Origin of the sequence: Flavobacterium panici (assembly GCF_024499525.1) — a bacterium.
Lineage (GTDB): Bacteria > Bacteroidota > Bacteroidia > Flavobacteriales > Flavobacteriaceae > Flavobacterium > Flavobacterium panici.
In genome coordinates, this window is sequence record NZ_CP100437.1 from 1,804,078 (window position 1) to 1,820,448 (window position 16,371).

General features: G+C 34.2%; 12 protein-coding genes. 11 read left to right on the top strand and 1 reads right to left on the bottom strand.

Annotation, left to right across the window (positions count from 1 at the left end):
* The first annotated feature begins 131 nt into the window (after positions 1–131).
* The 10 genes from NLJ00_RS07985 to NLJ00_RS08030 all read left to right on the top strand — a co-directional run bounded on the left by NLJ00_RS07985 (position 132) and on the right by NLJ00_RS08030 (position 13,938).
* Positions 132–1,136 (top strand): homocysteine S-methyltransferase family protein, encoded by a 1,005-nt coding sequence (locus NLJ00_RS07985; RefSeq protein ID WP_053470105.1) that lies wholly within the window; start codon positions 132–134, stop codon positions 1,134–1,136.
* A 5-nt stretch (positions 1,137–1,141) separates the two neighbouring features.
* The gene (locus NLJ00_RS07990) at positions 1,142–1,570 is read left to right on the top strand and encodes a hypothetical protein (protein ID WP_256636824.1); all 429 of its coding nucleotides are present in this window, start codon (positions 1,142–1,144) and stop codon (positions 1,568–1,570) included.
* A 127-nt stretch (positions 1,571–1,697) separates the two neighbouring features.
* Positions 1,698–2,231 carry a hypothetical protein gene (locus tag NLJ00_RS07995; protein ID WP_256636825.1) on the top strand — a complete coding sequence of 178 codons (534 nt, stop codon included), beginning with the start codon at positions 1,698–1,700 and terminating at the stop codon, positions 2,229–2,231.
* Positions 2,232–2,474: 243 nt separating this feature from the next.
* Entirely contained in the window at positions 2,475–5,150 is a 2,676-nt protein-coding gene (gene metH, locus NLJ00_RS08000; RefSeq protein ID WP_256636826.1) for a methionine synthase, read from the top strand.
* Between the two features lie 162 nt (positions 5,151–5,312).
* Positions 5,313–6,269: a methylenetetrahydrofolate reductase [NAD(P)H] gene (gene metF, locus NLJ00_RS08005; protein ID WP_256636827.1), complete on the top strand. Its 957-nt coding sequence runs from the start codon at positions 5,313–5,315 to the stop codon at positions 6,267–6,269.
* Positions 6,270–6,399: 130 nt separating this feature from the next.
* A complete protein-coding gene (locus NLJ00_RS08010; RefSeq protein ID WP_256636828.1) occupies positions 6,400–7,053 on the top strand; it encodes a class I SAM-dependent methyltransferase in 654 nt (217 codons plus the stop codon).
* Positions 7,054–7,218: 165 nt separating this feature from the next.
* Positions 7,219–8,442: a dicarboxylate/amino acid:cation symporter gene (locus NLJ00_RS08015; protein ID WP_256636829.1), complete on the top strand. Its 1,224-nt coding sequence runs from the start codon at positions 7,219–7,221 to the stop codon at positions 8,440–8,442.
* Between the two features lie 116 nt (positions 8,443–8,558).
* The gene (locus tag NLJ00_RS08020) at positions 8,559–9,953 is read left to right on the top strand and encodes a pyridoxal phosphate-dependent decarboxylase family protein (protein ID WP_256636830.1); all 1,395 of its coding nucleotides are present in this window, start codon (positions 8,559–8,561) and stop codon (positions 9,951–9,953) included.
* A 299-nt stretch (positions 9,954–10,252) separates the two neighbouring features.
* Complete coding sequence (locus NLJ00_RS08025; protein WP_256636831.1) at positions 10,253–12,619, top strand: TonB-dependent receptor; 2,367 nt, start codon at positions 10,253–10,255, stop codon at positions 12,617–12,619.
* Positions 12,620–12,696: 77 nt separating this feature from the next.
* Positions 12,697–13,938 carry a DUF4374 domain-containing protein gene (locus NLJ00_RS08030; protein WP_256636832.1) on the top strand — a complete coding sequence of 414 codons (1,242 nt, stop codon included), beginning with the start codon at positions 12,697–12,699 and terminating at the stop codon, positions 13,936–13,938.
* Positions 13,939–14,467: 529 nt separating this feature from the next.
* Here NLJ00_RS08030 and gldA read toward each other — a convergent pair.
* Positions 14,468–15,364 (bottom strand): gliding motility-associated ABC transporter ATP-binding subunit GldA, encoded by an 897-nt coding sequence (gldA, locus tag NLJ00_RS08035; RefSeq protein WP_256636833.1) that lies wholly within the window; start codon positions 15,362–15,364, stop codon positions 14,468–14,470.
* Between the two features lie 147 nt (positions 15,365–15,511).
* Between gldA and NLJ00_RS08040 the strand changes: the two genes are divergently transcribed.
* The gene (locus tag NLJ00_RS08040; protein WP_180856822.1) at positions 15,512–16,093 is read left to right on the top strand and encodes an outer membrane beta-barrel protein; all 582 of its coding nucleotides are present in this window, start codon (positions 15,512–15,514) and stop codon (positions 16,091–16,093) included.
* Positions 16,094–16,371 lie beyond the last annotated feature (278 nt).

Genomic DNA, 16,371 nt, shown 5'->3' on the forward strand with positions numbered 1-16,371 from the left:
AGTAATCGGGGCTAATGAGCCAGCAATAATGCATTTTTGGTATTAATGTGAAAAATATCGAAGGTAAATAGAGCCTTCAAATTAAAAATAAAAAAAGCTTTGTGCCTTAGCGCCTTAGCGGCAAATACAAGATGGCAATAACAATTCAAGAAGCAATTAAAAAAAATATCCTAATCCTTGATGGAGCAATGGGAACAATGCTGCAGCGCTATAACTTCTCAGAAGAAGATTTCAGAGGAGAGCGTTTCAAAGATTTTCCGCATCCGTTAAAAGGAAACAACGACTTACTATCCCTAACACAACCGCAAGCAATCCGCGATGTTCATGCCGCTTATTATGAAGCCGGTGCTGACATCGTAGAAACCAATACATTCTCAGGAACGACAATCGGTATGGCCGATTATCATATGGAAGATTTGGTTTACGAGTTAAATTATGAATCGGCAAAAATCGCAAGACAAGTAGCCGATGAGTTTACCGCAAAAAATCCAGAAAAACCACGTTTTGTAGCCGGTTCAATCGGACCGACAAACCGTACAGCAAGTATGTCACCAGATGTAAACGATCCAGGTTACAGAGCCGTAACGTTTGACGATTTACGAATTGCCTACAAAGAACAAGTAGAAGCCTTAATGGATGGTGGCTGCGATTTACTTTTGGTAGAAACAATCTTCGATACACTAAATGCAAAAGCAGCACTTTTTGCGATCGAAGAAGTAAAAGAAGAACGTAATCTTGATATTCCAATCATGGTTTCGGGGACAATTACAGATGCATCTGGAAGAACACTTTCAGGGCAGACTGTTGAAGCGTTTTTGATTTCAGTTTCACATATTCCGTTATTAAGTGTAGGATTCAATTGCGCTCTTGGAGCCGATTTATTGAAACCATATTTAAAAACATTAGCGCATAATACAAGCTTTAATGTTTCGGCACATCCAAATGCAGGACTGCCAAATGCATTCGGACAATACGATGAAACGCCAGAGCAGACTCAGGCTTTCATTAAAGAATATTTAGACGATAATTTGATTAATATAATTGGTGGCTGCTGCGGAACAACTCCGGATCATATTCGATTAATTGCAGAAGTTGCGAAGGATTATAAACCTAGAGTTGCGCCTGTCTTGGCTTAATAATTATGGGAGTAAAAAACGATGCGAAAGCAAATTATTTGGCAGTAGCTGGTTTTGTAGCAGTAATTATGCTAATGATTCTTTTTAGTCGTAACAATGCTGATGAATCTGAAAAGTATAAAAAGACATTTAAAGGAGAAACAATAGGACTTACAACTAGATCAAATTACCACCGAAAAAGGAGGTATTTGAGATATTATTTTTACACAAATAAAAAAGTTTTAGCTGAGGTTTCTAGTGATTATGGACATTTAAATAAGTTTTATAAAGTAAAATACGATTTAGACAACCCAGAAAAAAACTATATAGTTTTAGAAGAAGAATTAGAACCTGATTCAATTTCATTAGTTAACGCAGGATTTACTAAAACTAAATATTACATATATGATGCAGGAGTAACCTGCAAATATATAGAGCATTCAAAATGGAAATAAATGTTCCGTAGGAACAAAACATCGGTAGCAACGGAATTTATTCCGTTGAAAAAAGAGATAATCATGACAAGAGTTCCGTAGGAACGGAACATATAATATTGAGGATTTATTTCATCAAATAATGAAAATGAAAATCTGGAAAAACAAAAGATATTTAATAATTAAACAGTTAACGATTCTGTTTGCTATGTTTATAATTTTTGGATTCGATGTTATTAAAAAAGATCCATTAATAGTTAAACAGCAAATACCTGCTGATTTTAATTTTACAATTCACGATGGAGCGAATGATGGTTACAACTCTCAGTATAATAGTTTTTACAGGAATTATAATGATGGAGAAAAGACAATCAAAGTTGAATTAACTAGGGAAGAAAAGGAAAAAATATACTCATATATTGAGAAAGTTAATTTTTTTGAGATGCCAATTGACTTTAAAGCTAAAGGTATAATTGAAATTAAAAACCCAAGCTTTAAAGAAGTAATAGTAGTTTATGCAAATGGGAAAAAGAATTTTGTGAGTTATAATGATGGTTACACAAATGATTTAAATGATAAAAACGCAAAGCCATTTTTAGATTTATATAAAATGATATGGGATATTTTATATAAAAAGAAAGAAATTAACGAGTTACCGAAATCAGATTACAGGTATCACTAATTGTGATAATAAAAACATAAATCGTATTATGAAACCGAGTTTGCGTGAGGGATAGAAGCGGTTAGCCCACAGCCTGACGAAGGAAGAGCGAGGACTAAAAGCGGATAGCCCGACCCGGAGGGACACGCCCCAAATAATAAACATAAATACCTACGAGGTTTTAAAATCCTTGCAGGAACACAAATAGAGAATAAAAAAACTTAGAATCTAAGCATCTTAGAATCTTAGTAACTGAAAAAGAAAATGACAGAAAAAAGAAGAGACCTTGTATTATCAGGATTAGAACCATTAATTATTACGCCGGAAAGTGTTTTCGTGAATGTTGGAGAGCGTACGAATGTAACAGGTTCAAGAAAATTCCTGAGATTAATCAAGGAAGAGAAATATGACGAGGCACTTGATATTGCAAGACAACAGGTAGAAGGAGGAGCGCAGATCATCGATATTAATATGGATGAAGGAATGCTTGATGGCGTTAATGCAATGACTAAATTTTTGAATTTAATCGCTGCAGAACCAGACATTTCGAGAGTTCCGATTATGATCGACAGTTCAAAATGGGAAATTATCGAAGCCGGTCTAAAAGTAGTACAAGGAAAAAGCGTTGTAAACTCGATTTCTTTAAAAGAAGGAGAAGAAGCTTTTATTCATCACGCCAGATTAATCAAACGTTACGGAGCGGCGGCAATTATCATGGCTTTTGACGAAGTTGGTCAGGCCGATAATTTCGACCGAAGAGTGGAGATTTGTCAGCGTTCGTATGATATTTTGGTGAACAAAGTAGGGTTTCCTCCACAGGATATTATTTTCGATTTAAATATTTTCCCGGTTGCAACGGGAATGGAAGAACATCGCTTAAATGCTTTGGACTTTTTTAGAGGAACAAAATGGGTTCGCGATAATTTACCTCACGCACATATCAGCGGTGGAGTGAGTAACGTTTCGTTCTCTTTTAGAGGAAATGATCACGTTCGTGAAGCTATGCACTCCGTGTTTTTATATCACGCGATTAAAAACGGAATGACGATGGGAATCGTAAATCCAGAGATGCTTACGATTTACGATGATATTCCGAAAGACTTATTAGAACACGTTGAAGACGTAATTTTAGATAGACGCGACGATGCGACAGAACGACTTTTAGATTTTGCAGAAAATGTAAAAGGTGAAGCAAAAAGCGATGAAAAAGTAGTTCAGGAATGGCGTTTTGGAACGGTTCAGGAGCGTATCACACATTCATTGGTAAAAGGAATTGATGCTTTTATTGAAGAAGATGTTGAAGAAGCACGTTTGGCGGCAACAAAACCAATTGAAGTTATCGAAATTAATTTGATGACGGGAATGAATGTGGTTGGAGATTTATTCGGAAGCGGAAAAATGTTCCTGCCTCAGGTTGTAAAATCGGCTCGTGTAATGAAAAAAGCGGTTGCTTATTTACTGCCATTTATTGAAGCAAGCAAACAAGCGGGAGACAAACAAGGAAACGGAAAAATCCTAATGGCGACCGTAAAAGGTGACGTTCACGATATTGGTAAAAACATCGTTTCGGTGGTTTTGGCTTGTAATAATTACGAGATTGTAGATCTTGGTGTTATGGTGCCTCCGGAAAAAATTATTGCAGCGGCGATTGAACATAATGTAGACATTATCGGATTAAGCGGACTGATCACGCCTTCGCTTGACGAAATGGTGTATTTAGCCAAAGAATTAGACAAACAAGATATTAAAATCCCAATTATGATTGGCGGGGCAACAACTTCACGTGCACATACAGCCGTGAAAATTGCGCCTCAATACAGAGAAACTGTAATTCACGTAAACGATGCTTCAAGAGCTGTTACCGTTGCAGGAAACCTGTTAGATCATAACCGAAAAATATATGCGGCAGATATTCGTGCAGAATACGATTCGTTTAGAGAAACATTTTTAAATCGTTCGAGAGATAAAAACTTCCTGACGATTGAAGATGCCCGTAAAAACAAATTACCATTAGATTGGTCTGAATATACACCAACTAAACCAAAAGTAATTGGCGCACAAACTATTGAAATAGAACTGGATGTTTTGGTTCCGTATATCGACTGGACACCATTTTTTCAGACTTGGGAATTGTACGGGAAATATCCGGCAATTTTAACGGATGAGGTTGTGGGTGAACAAGCAACTTCTGTTTTTAACGATGCTCAGGCGATGTTAAAAGTGATTTTAGAAGAGAAAAAACTAAAAGCAAAAGGTATTTACGGAATTTTCCCTGCGAATCAGATTGATGATGACGATATCGAATTGCGTGATGAAAACGGAAAAGTTTTAGAGAAATTCTTAACGCTTCGTCAGCAGTCACAAAAAACAAAAGGAGCTCCAAACATTGCTTTAGCCGATTTTATTCTGCCAAAAGAAAGCGGAATAACCGATTATATGGGAGCTTTTTGTGTAACCACAGGTTTTGGTGTTGACGAATGGGCAGCGGAATATGAAAAGAATTTAGACGACTACAATTCGATTATGGTAAAAGCGCTTGCCGATCGTTTTGCTGAGGCTTTCGCCGAATATCTTCACGAAAAAGTTCGTAAAGATTTCTGGGGTTATGATTCAGAAGAATCTCTGACCAACGAAGAATTGATTAAAGAAAATTATAAAGGAATTCGTCCGGCACCAGGTTATCCGGCTTGTCCGGATCACTTGGAAAAACCAACGATTTGGAAGCTTTTAAATGTGGCCGAAGAAATTGGAGTGACCCTGACAGAAAGCATGGCGATGTGGCCGGCTTCATCAGTTTCGGGATATTATTTCGGAAATCCAAAAAGCAGGTATTTCGGACTCGGAAAAATAAAAGAAGATCAGGTTGTAGATTACGCCAAACGACGCAATGTTCCAACTGATTACGCCATGAAATGGTTAAATCCTAATATAGCAGATTAAAATTTTTGTTTCAAGTTTCAGGTTTCAAGTTCTCTACAGCAACTTGAAACTTTAAACCTGAAACTTGAAACGAATAAAATTATTGATTTACGTTTTTTGATTTCAGATTTTTTACACAGACTAAAACTCAAAATTCATAACTCATAACCCATAACTTAAAAAATGAAAGTAACAGAGCATATAGAAAACGCCAAAGGAAAAACATTATTCTCATTTGAAATTATTCCACCTCAAAAAGGGAAAAGTATTCAGGAATTATACGATAATATTGATCCGTTAATGGAGTTTAAACCGCCGTTTATTGACGTAACAACGTCTCGTGAAGAATATATTTATATTGATAAAGGCAACGGACTTCTGGATAAAAAATTGACTCGTATGCGTCCGGGAACGCTTGGAATTTGTGCTTCTATAAAACACAAGTACAATGTAGATACGGTTCCGCATTTGCTTTGCGGTGGCTTTACACAAGAAGAAACAGAATATATGCTGGTTGATTGTCAATATTTGGGAATCAACAATGTAATGGCGCTTCGCGGCGATGCAATGAAAGACGAACAATCTTTTGTGCCAAAAGCGGGAGGAAATCATTATGCAATTGATTTAGTACGACAAATCAACGATCTAAACTGCGGAAAATATCTGCATGAAGTGATGGATATTGACAATAAAGCTGATTTTTGTATTGGTGTTGCAGGTTATCCTGAAAAACATTTAGAATCTCCATCTTTACAATCAGATTTAAAAAGATTGAAAGAAAAAGTTGATGCGGGAGCAGATTATGTGGTAACACAAATGTTTTTTGACAACTCGAAATATTTTAATTTTGTTGCAAAAGCAAGAGAAATGGGAATCACAATTCCTATTATTCCCGGAATTAAACCAATTGCTGTTCAAAGACATTTACAAGTTTTACCGCAGATTTTCAGAATCGATTTGCCGGAAGATTTAATTAATGCGGTTGATAAATGCAAAAATAACGCTGAAATCAAACAAGTGGGAATCGAATGGGCGATTCAGCAGTCATTAGAATTAAAAGCTGCCGGAGTGCCGTTTTTACATTATTATTCAATGGGTAAATCTGAGAATATTCGTCAAATCGCGAGTCAGGTTTTTTAAGGTTTTTACGGATTGAACTTTGTCAAAGTTTTAAACTTTGACAAAGTTGTTCGAGTCTAGTTCCTCGGAAGACAAGAATAGGCTTAATTTGGAATTTGGTATTTTTTTATTGGAATTTAATTTAAGAATTATGAAAAACGAAGAATTACAAGCCATAGCCTCTCAATTAAAACATCCAACTGGAGAAAAAGGAATCGAAATGGCAAATATGATGAACGAAACGAACATCAATATGACACATCATTCGATTCAAAATCTAAATATATCCAAAGAAAATAAAATTCTGGAATTAGGCCACGGAAACGCTGGCCACGTTGAGTTTTTGTTTGAACAAGCAGAAAATCTTAAATATTACGGACTGGAAATGTCGGAACTGATGTTTCAGGAAGCGCGCCAGATAAACAGAAATTTTGTCTCTCAAAAACAAGCTTTCTTTTCGCTTTATGACGGAGATAAAATTCCGTTTGAAGACGAATCTTTTGATAAAATATTTACAGTAAATACCATTTATTTTTGGCAGAAACCAGAAGAATTACTTCTGGAAATTTACAGAGTTTTGCAACCAAATGGAAATTTCTGTATAACCTTTGCCCAGGAAGATTTCATGAAGCAATTGCCTTTTACACAATTTGAATTCGAATTATACAGCACTGAAAAGGCTCAGCAATTAATTGAAAAAACGCCTTTTAAAATTGTTTACACAGAAACGCAGACACAAAAAGTAAAGAGCAAAACAGGCGAATTGGCAGACAGAGATTATACAACTATTGTTTTGGAAAAATAATTTTTCTGCCACTCCCGATAACTATCGGGATAAAAGATTTAAAAGGATTTTTAATTTGTATTAATCCTTATATAATCTGTGGCAAAAAATAATTAACTCTAGCAGTTTTTTAAGTACTTTCATTGTTTATTATTAATCTTTCTGAATTATAATCCTTATTAAATTATGGAAGTTAAAAAAATCAATTTTCTACAAAATTACAGCAGCATACTTTTGCTTCTTGGCGGTATTATTATCGGGAGTATTTTTGGATTAGTGTTTGGAGAAAAAGTTTTGATAATAAAACCAATTGGTGATATATTCCTAAACCTGCTTTTTACTGCCATTATTCCGCTTATATTTTTCACGATTGGTTCTTCCATTGCTAATTTGGAAAGAACAGAAAAATTAGGAAAGCTGTTTGTTATCATGATTCTGGTTTTTTTGGCGACAATTCTTATTTCAGGAATTGTAATGATTTGTGCCGTTTATCTTTTTCCAATTCATCAGGATATTGCCATTACCAAAGTTCCGTTTGAAAAAATTGAATCAGGATCTGCGGGAGATCAGATAGCGAAACTGCTTACGGCAAATGATTTCTTCGAATTACTGTCGCGAAAAAGTATGCTGGCGTTGATTATTTTCTCTTTTTTAATTGGTTTTGCCACATTGCAGTCTGGAGAAAAAGGAAAGGCTTTCAAGAGTTTTCTGGATTCGGGAAACGAGGTTATGAAACAACTTTTGAACATTATAATGAAATTTGCACCACTTGGTTTAGGAGCTTATTTTGCCTATCAGGTTGGTATTTTCGGGCCGCAGTTGTTTGGAGTTTATGCAAAACCTATGGCAGTTTATTATGCAGCCTGTATTTTTTATTTCTTTGTGTTCTTTAGTTTATACGCACTTGTCTCTGGCGGAAAAAGAGCATTTAAAGTTTTTTGGAGCAATAATATTACGCCTTCATTAACAGCAGTTGGAACCTGCAGCAGTATTGCAACGATTCCGGCAAATTTGGATGCTGCACAAAAAATGGGAATTCCGTCGCATGTTCGTAATTTGGTAATTCCGCTTGGAGCACCTTTGCACAAAGATGGTTCGAGTATGTCATCCATTTTAAAAATAACCTTTTTGTTTGCCATGTTTGGGAAAGATTTTACAGATCCTATGACCATCCTTTTGGCTTTGGGAATTACGGTAATTGTCTCAATTGTAGAGGGCGGAATTCCAAACGGAGGTTATATTGGCGAAATCTTAGCCATTACTGTTTACGGTTTCCCGATGGAACAAGCACTGCCAGTCGCTATGATTTTGGGAACTTTGGTTGATCCAATTGCCACTTTACTAAACGCAAATGGTGATGTAATCTGCTCGATGATGGTTTCGCGATTCTCTGAAAAAACCAAGTGGTAGCTTCGGTATAAAAAATTTCCTTTCAAAAATAATTCTTAAAAATAACTTTATCTCGCATGTAAAGGCTTCGACTTCGCTCAGCCTGACAATTGGGGTGAGACAAATACTATATAAATATGAACACAACACTACAACACGATTTAAACGATTTAGAAAATATCTTAGAAAAAGCAAAACAACAAGGGATTGATTTTCTTAATAATCTTGAAAACATTCCAACATCCAATACCAATAGAATTGATCCCAAGCGAAATTTAAACGAGTTAGGTTTAGGTTCAGAAAAAGCTTTAAAAGAATTTAATGAAAGATTAGCACCTTTATTAGTTTCGTCTCCGGGACCGCGTTATTGGGGATTTGTAACGGGAGGATCAACTCCGGCTTCTATTGTTGGTGACTGGCTGGCAACGGTTTATGATCAAAATGCACAATCAATTAATTCGCAAGGAGGAAATTCGGCACTAATAGAATTTGAAACTATTAATTTACTGCTTCAATTATTAAAACTTCCAGATTCCTTTTTAGGCGGATTCGTAACGGGAGCCACAATGTCAAACTTTACCAATTTAGCAGTTGCGAGACAATGGTTTGGGAAACAACTTGGAAAAGATTTTGCTAAAAACGGAATTTCTGAAACCATAAATATCTTAACCGCAACGCCGCATTCTTCTTCCATAAAATCATTATCAATGTTAGGAATTGGAAGTCAGAATTACACTGTAGTAAAAACTATAGAAGGCAATCGTGAAGCAATTGATATTGCTGATTTAGAATTGAAAATTAAAGAATTAAACGGAAAACCTTTTATATTAATTTCAAGTGCCGGAACTGTAAATACTGCAGATTTTGATGATTTTGAAGCCATTTCAAATCTAAAAGAAAAATACAATTTCTGGTGGCATATTGATGGTGCTTTTGGTGGATTTGCTGCAGTTTCGGAGAAATACAAACATTTTGTAAAAGGCTGGGAAAATGCAGACAGTATTACAATTGATTGTCATAAATGGCTTAATGTGCCTTATGAAAGTGCCTTTTATTTAATTAAAAAAGATCACGTGAACCTGCAGATTGAAACGTTTCAGAATTCGAATGCGCCATATTTAGGAAATCCGCTGGAGAATTTTAATTATTTAAATGTTCTTCCTGAAAATTCACGTCGTTTAAGAGCGCTTCCAGTTTGGTTTTCTTTAGTAGCTTACGGGAAAGAGGGTTTTTGCGATATTATTGAAAAAAGTATTTCACTGGCACTTCATTTTGGAAATGCTCTTATTGAAGACGGCAGCTTTGAACTTCTTGCTCCAATTAGATTAAATAATGTTTGCTTTACTTTAAAAGGGGATGAAAATCAAGATAAAGTGGGGGAGTTTTTAGCCAAACTAAATGATACGGGAACCGTTTTTATGACGCCGACTTTTTATCAAAATAGAAAAGGAATCAGAGCTTCGTTTGTAAATTGGCGAACTACAGAAAAGGATATTAAAATAGTTTTAGAAGAAATGAAACAGCTTATCTAAAAAAACAAACAAAAACTTTTTTACAAGTCCTGCTAACTACGGTTAGCAGGACTTTTTTTTAGGAATTTGTAAGGTTTTTAATGGATTTAAGTTTTGTGATTTTAACTTATTTTCAATTTTATTTAATAAAAACTTAATTTAATATTAATCAAATCTTAAGAATTGATGGATTTTTTTATTGATATTTTATTTTAAAGGTTAATTTAATTCTTATTTAGAATAAATAAAAATTAATTTGTTTTTATTTATATTTGTATGTTAATTTTGTGCAAAAATTTAATTTAAACCAAATTAATATAATGCAAATTAACAGACTATTAATCCTGATTTTATTGTTCTTCACTTCGATTCAGGGTTTTTCACAAAGTAGTAAAGTAAACTTAAGTGGTGTCATTTTAGGAAATAATGGAAAACCTTCCGAAGGTGTTTCGGTTGCATTAAAAGGCACATCTTATTCAACTTTAACAAACGAAAAAGGAGAATTTGAAATTAGTGCCGTACCAGGTAATTATACTTTATCAATTTCTTATGTTGGTTACAAATCAAAACAAATCAAAATAAATCTGGATCAGTCTAAAACAATCCCAACGATCACTATTGAAGAGGATATGGCGGCTTTAGAAGAGGTTCAGGTTAAAGGAAAATCAAAAGTACAGCGCGTTCGCGAAGAAGCTTTTAATATTACCGCAGTTGATTTAAAACAACTTTATAATACTTCTGCAGATTTAAATCAGGTTTTAAATAGAACTACCGGAGTTCGTGTGAGAGAAACAGGAGGAATGGGATCTGCTTTTAATTTTTCATTGAACGGTTTTTCCGGAGATCAGGTTAAATTTTTTATGGACGGAATTCCATTAGATAATTACGGACCATCTTTTACATTGAATAATATTCCAACAAATATGGCGGAAAGAATTGATGTTTATAAAGGAGTTGTGCCAATTGAATTAGGAGGTGATGCCTTAGGAGGTGCAGTAAATATTGTAACGAATAAAAATGTAAACAGATATATTGATGCATCATACAGTTATGGCTCTTTTAATACGCACAAAGCTGCACTAAATACACGTTTTACAAGTAAAAATGGTTTTGTAACCAATCTTAATGCCTTTCTTAATTATTCTGATAATAGCTATAAAGTCGAAGCTCAGGTTCCAGATCCTGTAACAGGACTTTTTGGACCGCCGGAAGAACTTAAACACTTTCATGATGGTTATAAACAAGCAACTGTTATAGCAGAAGTAGGAGTAAAAGACAAAAAATATGCAGATTACTTATTAGTTGGTGTTACTGGCAGTGCAAACAAAAAGGAAGTACAACAAGGGCCTACTATGTTTAGAGTTGTTGGGGATGCTTTTGAAGACAGCCAAAATTTTGTTGCGTCATTAAAGTATAAGAAATCAAACTTGTTTACTAAAGGATTAACGGCAACTTGGGCGGCATCTTACAACATAGCAGAAGAACGTAAGGTTGATACGTCATCCAGAAGATTTACATGGAGAGGAGTACGCACAGATGTGCCGGCTTATAATAGTTCGGGAGAAATTAATACCGTTAAAACTTTAATGGTTTATGATGTAAAATCTCTTCAAAGTAATGCTAATTTAAAATATGAGTTGGATGAGAATAACACATTTGCTCTAAATTATACTTATGTAGGATATAAGCGTACAGAGGATAATGAATATATAACTACAGATAAACCAACAAAACCATTTTTGAATAAAAATATAGTAGGTTTTTCATATAGTTTATCAGCACTTGAAAAAAGATTGTCTTTTACAGCTTTTGGAAAAATGCTTGATTTAAAAGGAGAAGTAACAACAGATCCGGGTACAACTTCAGAAAAAGTAGTTAACCCTTCCTTTAACAATTTTGGTTATGGAAGTGCCGCAGCTTATTTTTTAATTCCTGAAACTTTACAGGTTAAAACATCTTTTGAGCATGCTTACAGAATGCCATCAGCACTTCAATTATTAGGAGATGGTCTTAGAGTAAGTCCAAGTCCAAATCTTCAGCCGGAATCCAGTGATAATTTTAATTTTGGATTTTCTTATAAAAATGCTGCTGCGGTACATTCTTATGGAGCAGAAGCAAATTTTATTTACAGAAGAGCTGATGACTTTATACAAGACAGACAAGATCAAAGCAATCCATCAAAAAGTAAAGCGATTAATTTTAAAAATATTCAAGTAACCGGAGTTGACGGAGTTTTGCATTATGGATACAAAGACTGGCTGGTTTTAGATTTAAATGCAACGTATCAAAAAACGGTTAATAAAGACGCAACGGTTTCTCCGGGCACCAATCAGGTTAATTATTTGTATAATAAACAATTAGCAAACGTGCCAATTTTATATGGAAATGCTAATCTGGGATTTAACTTCAGGAAAATTAAATTTGATGACGACTTCCTTACCGTTAACTTATTAACGAATTATTCAAGCAGTTACTATTTAAGAAATCCAAATCTTGGAGAAACAGGTAAAAAAGAAATACCTGAGCAACTTTATTATTCAGCATCTGTAGCTTATTCTCTAAAAAATGGCCGTTATAATGTTGCCGTAGAGTGTTTTGATATTACAGACGTTAAACTTTACGATTATTTTAATGTGCAAAAGCCCGGGCGATCATTTACATTAAAACTTCGTTATTTCTTCATGTAAACTTTCTAATACTATATAAAAATTAATGCCAGAAACAGTTAAAGCTGCTGGTACAACTAAACTAAATTTAAATAATTATGAAAACACTTAAAATTAAAAATCTATTAGCAGTTATGCTAATGTCAGTTACTATATTTTCATGTAGCAGTGACAATTCTAATACAGATGAACCGGTAACGTTAAGCAAATATGTAATTGGTTATCAAACTGATACCTGGAATGAAAACTACATGTGGAGTTTTAGTTCAATAGATCAGTTAATGACCGGAACTATAGACATGAATGGAAAAGGAATTGAGCAAGGCGGTTCATACATTCCAATTGCTAATACGATGTTTGCAATGGATAGTGAGGCAGAAGGTTCTGCACCATTTTCATTAAATGCTGCCGGAGCATTAGTTGCCGGAAGCCGTGTTTTTATCGAATCTCCATATGCTTATGGTGTTACTGAAGATAATAAATTATTAATTGTTGGTGCTTCATGGGAAGGTGCGAGTTCAAACAATGAATTAATTGTTTACGATCCTGTAAAACAATTTATTACAAGTCGTAAATTTAACGATTTTGCAACTACTACAGGTCGTTTTGATTTCCCAACAGGTGTAACAGTAGTTGGAGATAAAGTATTTGTATCTGTATTTAACAGAGACGCAAGTGATGACTGGCAGATAGATCAAAAACAAGCTTACATTAGAGTTTACGATTACCCATCTTTAACTTTTGTAAAAAGAATTGCTGATCCTCGTACAACTGCAGCTGGTATGTATTACACTAATACAGGTATTATACGCACAGATTCAGGAAATATTTATACTTTCTCTTCAAATGCTAAAGCTGGAGGTTATACTGTAAAAGAAGATTCTCACTCTGGAATTCTTCGTATTAATAAAGGGCAGACAGATTTTGATGCTTCTTATTTCTTCGATCTTCAGGAAAGCACTCTTAACGGAAAAGTACTTGCAGCTTACCCAATTGGAGGAGAAAAAGCATACATCGTTTATCTTCCTGCTGCAGACGATACGGTAGAATGGGGATTTTTACGTCATTATACCTTTAAATTTAAATCTGCGATTATTGACTTACCAACTAAAAAAATAACTGCAGTAACAGGATTACCTGGACACGCTGGTGATAACTATTTTGGTATAGGAAGTTTATTTGTTGAAAATGGAAATGCTTATAAAGCTTTTGTAACAAATGATGAAGTTCGTATTTACAAAATTAATTTAGAAACTGGAGTTGCAACTGCTGGTGCAAAAGTAACAGGTGGTGGAACTGATATTTCGGCTATTACTAAATTAACGTATACGGCTCAATAATTATAAAATAAAAAACTTTCTGTTTTAATTTTTATTAAACCATATAATCAATCTCATTTACAGACTTGATTATATGGTTTTTTTATAATAACAATTTCATTTTAGAATTACAAAATATCTATTATTACTTTCAAAACACTAAAATCAAATATCATTTCAGTAAAATAAAAAGAGCCTGTCTAAAGTTAGCAGGCTCTTTTCTTTCAAAAAAAAATAAAAAACAAAAAAACAAGTTCAAGGGATCTAAAATTCTATATGTTTGGAGTTAATGCACTAATAGGATTATCCAGATTATATCAATATAAATTTTACAGATGCAAATATAATATTATTTATAACAAGTCTAAATAAAAATAATTAAAAATTGCAATAAAACTTTACATGTTTGATACCAAGTAGATAAATATTTGATATTAAGAAAGATTAAGAGAGAAACAGAGATTCTTAGAAAAGAAAAACCGATTTATTCCTAAGAATAAATCGGTTTTAATATATCTGCGACTGAAAACCGCGACTGCGACTAAAAAACTTACTTAGTAATTTCTCTAAACACCGCCTCCAGGTTTTTATTTTTCTGATTTAACTGTAATGTTTTTAAACCATTTTCTGTAGCAAAGTCAAAAATTGCAGGGCGCATGTCTTTCTCGGTAACAAAAGTTAATTCCCAAGTCATGTCATGCGTGTTTTTGTATGACGAAATGTTTTCTAATTTGGCTAAAAGCTGTTCTTCAACTTTATAATCAAACTCTACTTCAATAACTTGCTCTTTGTTTGCGGCAACTAAATGGTCTAATTTATTGTCGGCAACAATTTGTCCTTTGTCAATAATAATGACACGATCACAAATTGCTTCGACTTCCTGCATAATATGTGTTGATAGAAAAATTGTTTTATCCTTACCAATATTTTTAATTACATTTCTAATTTCCATTAACTGATTAGGATCCAGACCTGTAGTTGGTTCGTCTAAAATCAAAACATCCGGATTGTGTAGTAAAGCATTCGCAAGCCCAACACGCTGGCGGTATCCTTTTGAGAGCTGACTGATTTTTTTATGGCTTTCCGGTGTCAGTCCTGTCAGTTGAATTACCTCTTCAATTCTTGACTTCGGCACCTTATAAACATCGGCATTAAAAGCCAAATACTCACGAACATACAAATCCAAATATAACGGATTATGCTCTGGTAAATATCCTATCGACTGCTGTACCGCTTTAGCGTTTGTCATGACATCGTGGCTATTTACAAGGGCTGAGCCGCTGTCTGCAAGTAAATAGGTCGTCAAAATTTTCATTAAAGTAGATTTTCCAGCTCCGTTGGGACCAAGAAATCCTACGATTTCTCCCTTCTCAATTTTAAACGAAATTTCATTTAAAGCTTTTTGCTCTCCGTAACTTTTTGATATACTGTTTACTTCTACTGACATGACTTTTTATTTGCTACAAAAGTAAACAGAAATAGTCTCGATTGCTAAAATTTATCTTTTAAAGTAATTATAAAAAATTAAACATCGCCCAGTATTCACGGCATCGTTATTGTTAAAGGAATGCTAAATTAAAATAAAACCCAAATTATGAAAAAAATTCTAGTGATGGCTGCATTAGCTATCTGCAGTTTTGCAAATGCACAAAAAGGAACAATCTTAGTAGGTGGAAACATCGGATATTCTTCTGAAACGGTTGATTATGGAGTTGGTGAAACAAAAACAAATCAATTTAGCTTTTCTCCTAAAGTAGGTTACCAATTTCATGAAAACTGGACAGTTGGAGGTGAATTTACAGTATCTTCAGCTAATGATGACAATGGTGCAAGAGAAATAAAAGATAATGATTTCAAATTAGGAGCTTTTGTACGTTATTCAGTGCCATTAAACCAAACTTTTTCTGTTTTTGCAGACATGGGCTTAGGCTTACAAAACAAAAAAAGAACTATTGATGGTCCTGGAAATGATTACTCAAAATCTAAAGCAGACGGAATGTACGTTGGAGTAACTCCAGCTCTTTTCATTAACATGAAAAAAGGTTTTGGTTTAAACTTCAGCATTGGTGGTTTAGGTTACGATACTTACAGCTATGACAACAATGGTCCGGATGTTAGTAATTTCTACTTCAATTTTGGACAAACATTTAACATTGGAGTTTCTAAAAACTTCTAATCTTAAGTTACATATTCAATTTCAGAAAAGCACTCCAATTGGGGTGCTTTTTTTATTGATAGAATCCCATTGAGTGTATCCTTTTCGCATAAGACGCACTGCGGTGCGTCTCTACGATATGCTTTGTGTTGATTTTTCTTTGATAATCATACACGTATTTTGTTCTGTAGAGACGCACTGCAGTGCGTCTACGCAACGAATATCGAATAAAACATTTTGTATTAAGATAGCGTATTGTTCGCTAAGATTTTTTGAAAACAAAAAGTCTTCTGCTTAAA

What these genes read in the sequence shown, in the direction of transcription:
- NLJ00_RS07985 (WP_053470105.1), top strand. Translation starts at nt 132, where the DNA reads ATGGCAATAACAATTCAAGAAGCAATTAAAAAAAATATCCTAATCCTT.
- NLJ00_RS07990 (WP_256636824.1), top strand. Translation starts at nt 1,142, where the DNA reads ATGGGAGTAAAAAACGATGCGAAAGCAAATTATTTGGCAGTAGCTGGT.
- NLJ00_RS07995 (WP_256636825.1), top strand. Translation starts at nt 1,698, where the DNA reads ATGAAAATCTGGAAAAACAAAAGATATTTAATAATTAAACAGTTAACG.
- metH (WP_256636826.1), top strand. Translation starts at nt 2,475, where the DNA reads ATGACAGAAAAAAGAAGAGACCTTGTATTATCAGGATTAGAACCATTA.
- metF (WP_256636827.1), top strand. Translation starts at nt 5,313, where the DNA reads ATGAAAGTAACAGAGCATATAGAAAACGCCAAAGGAAAAACATTATTC.
- NLJ00_RS08010 (WP_256636828.1), top strand. Translation starts at nt 6,400, where the DNA reads ATGAAAAACGAAGAATTACAAGCCATAGCCTCTCAATTAAAACATCCA.
- NLJ00_RS08015 (WP_256636829.1), top strand. Translation starts at nt 7,219, where the DNA reads ATGGAAGTTAAAAAAATCAATTTTCTACAAAATTACAGCAGCATACTT.
- NLJ00_RS08020 (WP_256636830.1), top strand. Translation starts at nt 8,559, where the DNA reads ATGAACACAACACTACAACACGATTTAAACGATTTAGAAAATATCTTA.
- NLJ00_RS08025 (WP_256636831.1), top strand. Translation starts at nt 10,253, where the DNA reads ATGCAAATTAACAGACTATTAATCCTGATTTTATTGTTCTTCACTTCG.
- NLJ00_RS08030 (WP_256636832.1), top strand. Translation starts at nt 12,697, where the DNA reads ATGAAAACACTTAAAATTAAAAATCTATTAGCAGTTATGCTAATGTCA.
- gldA (WP_256636833.1), bottom strand. Translation starts at nt 15,364, where the DNA reads ATGTCAGTAGAAGTAAACAGTATATCAAAAAGTTACGGAGAGCAAAAA.
- NLJ00_RS08040 (WP_180856822.1), top strand. Translation starts at nt 15,512, where the DNA reads ATGAAAAAAATTCTAGTGATGGCTGCATTAGCTATCTGCAGTTTTGCA.